Origin of the sequence: Corallococcus aberystwythensis (assembly GCF_003612165.1) — a bacterium.
Lineage (GTDB): Bacteria > Myxococcota > Myxococcia > Myxococcales > Myxococcaceae > Corallococcus > Corallococcus aberystwythensis.
In genome coordinates this window covers 20030-30314 of sequence record NZ_RAWK01000104.1, presented here as the reverse complement: position 1 = coordinate 30314, position 10285 = coordinate 20030, and the positions used below count along the sequence as shown (strand labels likewise).

Annotated in this window: 8 protein-coding genes and 1 pseudogene; 7 read left to right on the top strand and 2 right to left on the bottom strand. The window is 69.7% G+C overall.

What is annotated here, in order from left to right; all coding sequences use genetic code 11:
* The 3 genes and pseudogenes from D7W81_RS18500 to nadC form a co-directional block, all read left to right on the top strand.
* Positions 1-349: pseudogene (locus D7W81_RS18500) on the top strand (response regulator); the annotation flags it as partial.
* A 53-nt stretch (positions 350-402) separates the two neighbouring features.
* Entirely contained in the window at positions 403-3897 is a 3495-nt protein-coding gene (locus D7W81_RS18495) for a valine--tRNA ligase (RefSeq protein ID WP_120556717.1), read from the top strand.
* A 9-nt stretch (positions 3898-3906) separates the two neighbouring features.
* Entirely contained in the window at positions 3907-4785 is an 879-nt protein-coding gene (gene nadC / locus D7W81_RS18490; protein ID WP_208721361.1) for a carboxylating nicotinate-nucleotide diphosphorylase, read from the top strand.
* Between the two features lie 84 nt (positions 4786-4869).
* On the opposite strand, the gene D7W81_RS18485 is transcribed toward nadC, so the two are convergent.
* Complete coding sequence (locus D7W81_RS18485; protein WP_120556716.1) at positions 4870-6489, bottom strand: alkaline phosphatase family protein; 1620 nt, start codon at positions 6487-6489, stop codon at positions 4870-4872.
* A gap of 93 nt (positions 6490-6582) precedes the next feature.
* Here D7W81_RS18485 and D7W81_RS18480 point away from each other — a divergent pair, with 93 nt between their 5' ends.
* From D7W81_RS18480 to D7W81_RS18465, 4 genes are all read left to right on the top strand, one after another.
* Complete coding sequence (locus D7W81_RS18480) at positions 6583-6993, top strand: acyl-CoA thioesterase (RefSeq protein ID WP_120556715.1); 411 nt, start codon at positions 6583-6585, stop codon at positions 6991-6993.
* 41 nt (positions 6994-7034) lie between these two features.
* On the top strand, positions 7035-8000 hold the full coding sequence (gene glpX / locus D7W81_RS18475; protein ID WP_120556714.1) for a class II fructose-bisphosphatase: 966 nt from the start codon (positions 7035-7037) through the stop codon (positions 7998-8000).
* Positions 8001-8045: 45 nt separating this feature from the next.
* Positions 8046-8471: a type II toxin-antitoxin system RatA family toxin gene (locus D7W81_RS18470; protein WP_014396139.1), complete on the top strand. Its 426-nt coding sequence runs from the start codon at positions 8046-8048 to the stop codon at positions 8469-8471.
* Positions 8472-8877: 406 nt separating this feature from the next.
* Positions 8878-9057 (top strand): hypothetical protein, encoded by a 180-nt coding sequence (locus D7W81_RS18465; protein ID WP_120556713.1) that lies wholly within the window; start codon positions 8878-8880, stop codon positions 9055-9057.
* A 114-nt stretch (positions 9058-9171) separates the two neighbouring features.
* On the opposite strand, the gene D7W81_RS18460 is transcribed toward D7W81_RS18465, so the two are convergent.
* Entirely contained in the window at positions 9172-10260 is a 1089-nt protein-coding gene (locus tag D7W81_RS18460) for an ADP-ribosylglycohydrolase family protein (RefSeq protein ID WP_120556712.1), read from the bottom strand.
* Positions 10261-10285: the final 25 nt, after the last annotated feature.

Sequence of the window (10285 nt, the reverse complement as noted above, 5' to 3'; positions counted from 1 at the left end):
GGTGCCTCCCGCCGCCCGGGCCCGGGATCCGTTCGGCCTGGGGGCTCCGGCCGCCCCGGCCGCGCCGCCCGCCGCGCAGGCCCGCACGGAGAGCCTCCGCCTCGAGGACTCGCTGCCTGGCGGCACGGAGGAGATCTCCCTGGACATCGGCGGACCCTCGCCGGCCACTCCGCCCGCGCGCGCCCGTCCGGCCGCGGATGGCGGCGAGGCGCAGCTGCGCGAGGCGCTGTCGAAGGCGTCCCGTGAGGTCATCGAGAAGATTGCCTGGGAGGTCGTTCCGCAGCTGGCGGAGACCATCATCCGGGAAGAGCTGGAGCGGCTCATCAAGGACCGCGAGACCCAGCATTGATTCGCAGTCCCCCCTGATTCCCCGCCGGCCCCGTCGGGGGCCGGCTGCTTGCAATGACTGACACGACTGAACTGTCCAAGGCCTACGAGCCCTCCGAAGTGGAGGCGCGGTGGTACAACCACTGGCTGGAGCGCGACTACTTCCGCGCCGAAGCCCCTTCCTCCAAGCCGCCGTTCAGCATCGTGCTGCCGCCGCCCAATGTGACGGGCAGCCTGCACATCGGCCACGCGCTCACCGCCACCATCCAGGACATCCTGGCCCGCTGGAAGCGGATGAGCGGCTTCAACACGCTCTGGCTGCCGGGCACGGACCACGCGGGCATCGCCACGCAGATGGTGGTGGAGAAGGAGCTCAAGAAGACCGAAGGCAAGAGCCGCCACGACCTGGGCCGCGAGGCGTTCCTCGAGCGCGTCTGGACGTGGAAGGGCAAGTTCGGCGCGCGCATCGGTGAGCAGCACCGCTACCTGGGCGCGTCGCTGGACTGGAGCCGCGAGCGCTTCACCATGGACGAGCAGTCCTCGGCCGCGGTGCGCGAGGTGTTCGTCCGGCTGTACGAAGAGGGCCTGATGTACCGGGCCCAGAAGCTCATCAACTGGTGCCCGTCCTGCCGCACGGCCCTCTCCGACCTGGAAGTGGAGCACGAGGAGAAGAACGGCTCGCTCTGGCACATCCGCTACCCGGTGAAGGACAGCGACCGCTCGCTCACCGTGGCGACGACGCGCCCGGAGACGCTCCTGGGCGACACGGCGGTGGCCGTGCACCCGGACGACCCGCGCTACCTGGGCCTCGTGGGCCGCAGCGTGTCCCTGCCGCTCACCGACCGCGACATCCCCATCATCGCGGACGCGGAGCTCGTCAACATGGAGTTCGGCACCGGCGTGGTGAAGGTCACGCCCGCGCACGACTTCAACGACTACCAGACGGGCCTGCGCCACAAGCTGCCGATGCTGTCCATCCTGGACGAAGCGGCGAAGATGTCGAAGGACACCGGCAAGTACGCGGGCCTGGATCGCGCGGAGGCGCGCAAGCAGGTGCTGGCGGACCTGACGGAGCTGGGCCTCCTGGAGAAGGAGGAGCCGCACAAGCTGAGCGTGGGCACCTGCCAGCGCTGCGCCACGGTGGTGGAGCCGCGCCTGTCTCCGCAGTGGTTCATCAAGATTGAGCCGCTGGCGAAGCCGGCCATCGAGGCGGTGGAGCAGGGCCGCACGAAGTTCGTCCCCGAGTCCTGGACGAACACGTACTTCCACTGGATGAACAACATCCACGACTGGTGCGTGAGCCGCCAGCTGTGGTGGGGCCACCAGATCCCGGCGTGGTACTGCACGGCGTGCACGCCCCCGGAGGCGCGCTCGAAGGACACGGCGGACGTCATCGTGTCGCGCACGGCGCCGGAGTCCTGCCCGAAGTGCGGCGGCACGGAGCTGACGCAGGACCCGGACGTGCTGGACACCTGGTTCTCGTCCGCGCTGTGGCCGTTCTCCACGCTGGGCTGGCCGAAGCAGACGGCGGACCTCAAGACCTTCTACCCGACGTCCGTGATGGAGACGGGCCACGACATCATCTTCTTCTGGGTCGCCCGGATGATGATGATGGGCCTGCACTTCATGGGCGATGTGCCCTTCCGCACCGTGTACCTGCACGCGATGGTGCGCGACGAGAAGGGCGAGAAGATGTCCAAGACGAAGGGGAACGTGATCGATCCCCTGGACGTCATCCTGGGCGCCAAGGCGGAGGCGCTGCAGCCGTCCCTGCGCAACCGCTTCCCGCAGGGCATGCCCGCGCACGGCGCGGACGCGCTGCGCTTCACGCTGGCGTCGCTCACGCAGCAGGGCCGCGACATCAAGCTGTCGATGGACCGCCTGGGTGGCTACAAGGCGTTCTGCAACAAGCTGTGGAACGCCAGCCGCTTCGCCCTGATGAACATGGGCGACTTCAGCCTGGACCGCACGCCGCTGGAGGGCCGCACGCTGACGCTGGCGGACCGGTGGATCCTCTCCCGGCTGCAGCGGGCCACCGAGTCGACGCGCGCCTCGCTGGAGGCGTTCGGCTTCGCGGAGGCCGCGTCCACGCTGTACCAGTTCCTGTGGGCGGAGTTCTGCGACTGGTACATCGAGCTGGCGAAGGGCTCGCTGTACGGCGAGGACGCGGAGGCCAAGGACACCACGCGCGCCGTGCTGGTGACGTGCCTGGACCGCATCCTGCGGCTGATGCACCCGTTCATGCCGTTCATCACGGAGGAGATCTGGCAGAAGCTGCCGATGTCCCGGCCCACGGAGAGCATCTGCATCGCGGCGTACCCGGAGCCGGAGGCGGCATGGGTGGACGCGGCCGCGGAAGGGGAGATGGCGCCGGTCATCGCGGCCATCGAGGGCCTGCGCACGCTGCGCGGTGAGAGCAACCTGCCGCCGTCCGCGAAGGTGAAGGCGGTGGTGCAGAGCCCGGACGCGACGACGCGCGAGCTGCTGGAGCGGTGGCGCGCGTACCTGATGCCGCTCGCGGGCCTGTCCGAGGTGGTGGTGGGACCGCCGGGGGCCAAGCCTCCGCAGGCGGCGGCGTTCGTGAGCGGCAACCTGGAGATCTACGTGCCCCTGGCGGGGCTGGTGGATCTGGACGCGGAGCGCGACCGCCTGAAGAAGGAGATCGCCCGCGCCGAGCAGGAGCTCTCGAGTTTGCAGCGCAAGCTGGACAACCCGAACTTCGTGGCCCGTGCTCCGCCGGACGTGGTGGAGAAGGACAAGGCCCGGGTGGCGGAGCTCCAGGAGCGCGCGGTCAAGCTGCAGGATCACCTCCAGCGCATCGCCCCGGAGCCCCCCATGTCCGAAACGCCGTCACCGTTACCGGGCAGCACCGAGTCCGAAGCCCCTGAAGCGTCCGAGTCCCCCGCGCCCGAGACCGCGCAGGTGAAGGTGGCCTCCGAGCCGCAGGCACCGGAGGACGAAGAGGTGAACCTGGGCCAGGAGCTGAAGGGCGAGATGGAAGCCGAGGAGGCTTCTCAGGCGCCCAAGGCGGCGGATCCGGTGGTGGAGGAGGCGCTCAACAAGCTGCGCGAGGGCACCAGGGAAGGGCTGTCCCCGGCGGACCACCACGACCTGGGCGTCGCGTACATGAGCATGGGCCTCGTGGACGATGCGATGCGCGAGTTCGACCGGGCCAAGGAGGGTGGCGACACCCGCGAGGCGCCGGAGGGCTCGGCGAAGCCGGTGAAGAAGGCGGCAGGGAAGAAGACGGCAGGGAAGAAGGCGGCAGGGAAGAAGGCTCCGGCGAAGAAGGCCACGGGCAAGAAGACGGCGGCGAAGAAGGCCCCTGCGAAGAAGGCTTCCGCGAAGAAGGCGGCAGGGAAGAAGCCGGCCGCGAAGAAGGCCGCTGGGAAGAAGACGGCCGCGAAGAAGGCTCCGGCGAAGAAGGCCGCGGGCAAGAAGACGGCCGCGAAGAAGGCCCCTGCGAAGAAGGCTTCCGCGAAGAAGGCGGCGGGGAAGAAGACCACCGCGAAGAAGGCCGCGGCGAAGAAGACCACTCGGGGCAAGCCAGCGCGCAAGGCGCGCCGGTAGGAGGCGGAAGTGCAGCAGGATTATCTCGATCGGCTCATCGCGCTGTCCCTCGACGAGGACCTGGGCGCGGCGGGGGACGTGACCTCGCTGGCGGTGGTTCCCGCCGACGCGGTGGGCAGTGGTGAGCTGGTCGCGAAGGAGCAGATGATCGTCGCCGGCCTGGATGCCTTCGTCCGCGTCTTCCACATGGTGGACGCGGAGGTGGAGGTGGAGGTCCTCAAGCGCGACGGCGAGGAGATCAAACCGAAGATGGTCGCCGCGCGCGTCCACGGCAAGCTGCGCTCGCTGCTGGCCGCGGAGCGCACCGCGCTCAACCTGGTGCAGCGCGCCGCCGGCATCGCGACGCTGGCCCAGCAGGCGATGACCTCCGTGCGGGGGTCGAAGCTGCGGGTGCTGGACACGCGCAAGACGCCGCCGGGCATGCGCGGGCTGGCCAAGCACGCGGTGCGCATGGGCGGCGCGTCCAACCACCGCTTCGGCCTCTTCGACGGCATCCTCATCAAGGACAACCACATCGCGGCCGTGGGTGGCGACATCACGGAAGCGGTCCGCCGCGCGAAGCTGAACGGTCCCCGGCTGGTGAAGATTGAAGTGGAGGTCACCAACTTCAAGCAGCTGGAAGAGGCCATCGCCGCGGGCGCGGACGTCATCATGTTGGACAACATGGACGACGCGCAGATCCGCGAAGCGGTGAAGCTGACGGCGAGCCGCGTGCCCATCGAGGTCTCGGGCGGCGTCACGTTGGACCGGCTGCCCCGGCTGGCGAAGCTGGGCGTGGACTTCGTGTCGATGGGCTCGCTGACGCACTCGGCGCGGGCCATGGACCTGTCGCTGGAGATCGCGACGACGAAGAAGCCCGCGCGCAAGGCCCGCTCCGCGCAGGGCTGACGCAGGACTTCATTCCACGCAGCGGGAGGGCAGGGCGGGCCGGTGAAAGCCGACGCGACCTGCCCTTCGCTTTTGGTGAGCCTCCTACCGCGCTCCGGTGAGCGCCTCCGCGCGCGGCTTGCCTTCCGCCGACGCGGGCATCCCCATCTCCAGCAGCGCGGACAGGGTCGGGGCCACGTCCACGGGGTTGATCTCCTCCAGGTACAGCCCCGGCTTCACACCCTTGCCCGCGAACACCACCGGCACCTGCGTGTCGTAGGAGTAGGGCGTGCCGTGGTTCGTGCCGCGCGGATAATCGCTGATGACCTGGAACGGCTTCGACATGAACACCACGTCGCCGCTGCGCATCGGGTAGTAGCCCCTGCGCATCGCCGCCATGAGTCCCCCCTGGTCGGGCGCTGTGTCCAGGTCGTCCTTCGCCACCGCCCATACCGCGTAGGGCTGCTTCGCGAGCCACGCCGCCGCCGCGCGCCGCACCGCCACCGCGTCCACCTTGCCGTCCTCCAGCGCCTTGCCGCCCAGGTACACGTCCAGCTCCAGCAGCTTCACCGTCACGTCCACGCCGAACTTCGCCTTCAGCTCCTGCGCCAGCCCCTTCGCCGCCTCCACCGGGTTGAGCCGCGCGGCCGGCACGCCCGCCTGTGCCCACGCCTCCGGGATCTCCGCGCCCCCGTGGTCCGCCGACAGCGCGATGACCAGGTTCGCCTTGCCCCCAGCGGCTCGCTCGGCGGCGGCGATGAGCTGGCCCATCGCCACATCCAACCGCAGCATCGTGTCCTGCATCTCCCACGAGTACGGCCCGAACGCGTGGAACACCGCATCCGTCCCGCTGAAGCTCACCGCGAGGATGTCCGGCACGTCGTCCTTCCCCAGCCCCTCGCCCTCCAGCGCGGCCGTCGCCGCCTGCACCAGCAGGTCATGCGACAGCGGCGACACCGCGAACGCCCGGTACGACGCCGGCCCGGGCGCCTGCAGCCCGCCCTTCAGCGCGTGGGGGAACACGCGCCCCATGCCGTAGGCCTCCGGCTCCATGGCGCGGTCGTCGTCGCCCACGTATTCAGCGCGGGGGCGCAACAGCTCCCACGTCTTGCTGAACCCCGCGTCCGCCAGCTTGCGCGCGTTGAACGCCTGCATCCACGCGGGCTCCGCCTTCGCGTACCAGGTGCTCGTCACCATCCGTCCCGTCGCCTCGTCGAACCACCACGCCTGGCCCTGCCTGCCGGCCAGCGGAATCGCCGCGCGTGACTTGAACGACAGCGCCACCACCTTGGCCCGGCCTTGCGTGGACACGCGCAGCCGGTCCGACAGCGTCTCCGCCATCAGGTTCACCGGGCTCGTGTCCGACCCCGGGGCCGTCTCGCCGTTCAGCACCGGATGCGTCGGGTCCGTGTAGACCTGCACCGCCTGGCCCGTTGCCCGGTCGTAGACGTCGTTGTCCACGATGCCGTGGCGCCACGGGTTCGCGCCCGTGGCCAGCGTGGCGTGGCCCGGGGCCGTGCGCGCCTCCGCGTAGGCGTACCGGGCGTAGGGGTAGTACGCGCCCGTGGAGAGCAGACGGCCCAGGCCCCCCGTGAGGCGTGGACGGTTTCTCAACAAGAGGTCGCTGCCCATGGCGTCCACGCTGATGAACAGCGTGAGCTTGGGGGCCCTGGCGGAGGCGGGCAGGGCGAGCAGGACGAGGAGGACGGTGAGGAGGCGCGACATGGTGCGGCAGCCTCTCCGGCCGGATGCACAGAAGCAACCAACATGCGCGCCCACCGCTTGGACACGTCACCCCGCCCTGATATGGGCGCCTCAATGGTCGAGGCACGGCTGCGCGTCATCTACGGCGACACGGATCAGATGGGGGTCGTCTACTACGCGAACTACTTCCGCTACTTCGAGTTCGCCCGCAGCGAGTTCTTCCGTGCCCACGGAGGCAGCTACCGCGAACTGGAGAGCACCGGGCTGCTGCTGCCCGTGGTGGAGGCCAGCGCCCACTACAAGGCGTCCGCGCGCTACGACGACATGCTCCTCATCCGCACCACCCTGGGCGAGTTGCGCCGCGCGTCACTCGTGTTCACCTACGAGCTGCTGCGCGACGGTGACGCCCCCACGCTGCTGTGCACCGGCCGCACGATGCACGCCTGCGTGGGACGTGACGGCAGACCCCAGCGGCTGCCCGAAGCCATCGCCCGCCTGAAGGCCGCGGACGACTCCGACACCTGACCTTTTCCCCTTCCCGAATTCCCGAACGAGGAGCACCCACAATGGATCGCAACCTGGCAATGGAGGTCGTGCGCGTCACCGAGATGGCGGCCATCGCCTCCGCCCGCCTCATGGGCCGCGGCAACAAGGACGAGTCCGACCAGGCCGCCGTGGACGCGATGCGCCGCGCCTTCGACGCGCTGAACATCGACGGCACGGTCGTCATCGGCGAGGGCGAGCGCGACGAGGCGCCCATGCTCTACATCGGTGAGCGCGTGGGCGCCCGCGCCGCCGGCGCCCCCGAGGTGGACATCGCCCTGGACCCGCTGGAGGGCACCAACCTGTGCGCCTACGGCCGCCCGGGCTCCATCTCCGTGGTGGCCATGTCCAGCCACGGCGGCCTGCTCAACGCGCCCGACACGTACATGGAGAAGATCGCCGTGGGCCCGCGCGCCAAGGGCGCCATCGACCTGACGAAGTCCCCCACGGAGAACCTGCGCGCCATCGCGGAGCGCATGAAGCTCTACGTGGAGGACCTCACGGTCATGATCCTCGACCGCGAGCGCCACGCCGACCTCATCAAGGAGGTCCGCGCCGCGGGCGCCCGCGTGCGCCTCATCGAGGACGGTGACGTGGCCGGCGCCATCGCCACCTGCTTCGAGGGCTCCGGCGTGGACGTGCTCATGGGCATTGGCGGCGCGCCGGAAGGCGTCATCGCCGCGGCGGCCATCCGCGCCACCGGCGGCGACATGCAGGGCCGGCTCGTGCCGCGCAACCAGGGCGAAATCGAGCGCGCCAAGAAGATGGGCATCACCGACATCCACAAGATCTACGCCGCGGAAGAGCTGGCCCGCGGCGAGGTGATGTTCGCCGCCACGGGGGTGACGAGCGGCGACTTCCTCAAGGGCGTGCGCTTCTTTGGCGGCGGCTGTGAGACGCACTCCGTCGTCATGCGCAGCAAGACGGGCACCGTGCGCTTCATCCAGTCCATCCACAAGTTCGACAAGAAGCCGGGCTACGCGCCGTAAGCTGTTCCTCCAGCCCAGTCCTTCACGCCCTTCGGAGACACCGTCATGGCCGGCGCCACGCGCACCATCACCATCAATGCCCCCGTCGAGAAGGTCTTCGACATCATCACCAACTACGACCGCTACGCGGAGTTCCTCCCGGAGGTGAAGAAGGTCTCCACCTCGCAGCGCCAGGGGAACACCGTCCAGGTGCACTACGAGGTCGATGTGGTGAAGCGCATCCGCTACACCATCCGCGTCACCGAGGAGCGCCCCAAGCGCATGTCCTGGACCTTCGTCGAGGGCGAGGTGATGAAGGACAACAAGGGCAGCTGGACGCTGGAGCCCGAGGGCGAGGGCAAGACGCGCGCGACCTACAACGTGGAGATGGCCCTGGGCGCGCTCATCCCCAAGGCCATCATCAACACCCTCACGGAGACCCAGCTCCCCAAGATGCTGGAGGCATTCAAGCGCCGCGCCGAAGCCCCCTGACGGCTTTCGTCACTGCTGACATTTCGCGTCAGTTTTCCGCCCGCCTGCCTGTCATCCCGTACGGCCCGTGCCGTGCAAGGGAGCAGGAAGGCGGGCGGGCCCTTTTCGGCTGGAACCGTGCCGCGTGAGGGTGGGGGGCGCACCTGAAATGAGTCGTGTTGCGGCGCGCGGCGAGGGCATTAGGATCAGGCGAATTTTGAACGCCCACGGACGCTTCCCTGACATCCGTGGCACGGTTGCCCTGTCCCGGGTGTCGGGAGCTGGACGAGCAGCCATGCGGATTCCGAGCGGCGTACCCAGAAAGAAACCGGGGTTCTTAATTTGCATCGAAGAAGTGTGGAAGTGGTAAGGGGGCGGGACGGCGGGCGTACATCGGGGTACGTAGGCTGAGGGAGAGACCGAACCCATGCTCGACGCGTTCATCATCGAAGAAATCAAGCGCCGCGAGCGGCTCCGCCGCGAGGATTACGAGCGGCCGGTGGTGGAACTCCCACTGCCTGCACCCGATGACCGTCCCCAACGGAGGACGGACACCGAGGAAGAGAAGCCGTCGCGAGGCGTCGTCGTCATCGACCTCCTCGGCTGATGACCCATCCCACCCGTGGCCCCGGAGCCACGGCGTGTCCCGGAGCCCGCGTCCGGGCCGTCCCTCACCGGACGGCCCCCGCGGGCTTCGCGCTTGCGGGGCCTGGGCTGGGCCCTAGGCCGGGGCCAGCAGCAGCAGGTGACGGGGGTGGTAGACCTCCCACAGCACCGTCCCCTTCTGGAGGGGGTTGTAGGGCTGGAGGGCCAGGAGGACCTTCTGGCGCCACTCTTCCGGGAGCGCCCCCTCGCCGTGGAAGGCGCCCACCAGCGCCCCGGTGACGGAACCGTGGACCTCCGTGTCGCCGCCCCGGTGGATGACATCCAGGAGCGCGGCCTCCGCCGTGGGGACGTGGAGCAGCTCCCAGAACGCCAGCCGGAACGCGGCACGCACTGCGTTATTGCCGGGCCGGTGCATGTGCAGCTCCGGGCCGTAGAGCTGCGGGTCGTCCTGGGCCGCCAGGGCCAGGTCCTCGCGCAGGAGCCTGGCGGCGAAGGCCACCTCCTGGACGAAGTCCTTCTCCTGCTTGCCCAGGGCGGCGGCCGCCAGGGAGATGCCCACCTCCGCGGCGGGGAGCAGGTCCGCGGCCTTGAGGTTCGGACCGCCCGTCACCGCCTTGGCGATGGCGGCGCACAGCCCCGCGCCGGCCAGCTGGCTGCGGGGGTCGAAGTGGGTGAGGGCGGTGTCCTCCAGCGCCGCCTTCGCCAGGGCGAACGAGTCCTTCGCCAGGTGCACGCCCAGGGGCACCACGCGAGGCAGGGCGCCCGCGGGGGCCAGGCGGCGGAAGTTCTTCTGCCAGACGCGTTTGCCGGCGTCCTTCAGCTGGACTGGAAGGCTTGCGTCACACTCCTGGAACAGCTCCCGCATGGGCTCGCTGACGGAGATGGCGTGGGACTGCCAGGCCCGGTAGCGCTTGAGCGCGTCCGTCGCGTCATAACGCTTCATGTCGCGCAGGCTCAGGGCCAACGCCACCGCGAGCTGGGTGGGCTCCGTCACCTGCCCCTTGCGCAGGTCGTGCGGGCCGCCTCCGTGCATGCCCTCGTACGGCCCCTCGGCGAGCTGGGGGAAGGCCGGCGCGAAGAAGGGCCTCCCCGCGGTGGGCACGGCCAGGGCGTTGCCGATGGCGAGGCCCAGGAGCGCACCCCGGGCGCGCTGACCGGGAAGCGGGTCGGGGCCCGTGGCGCGGCGCTTGGGAGGAGGAGGCATTCGGCGGCTGGACACTGTAGCAGGC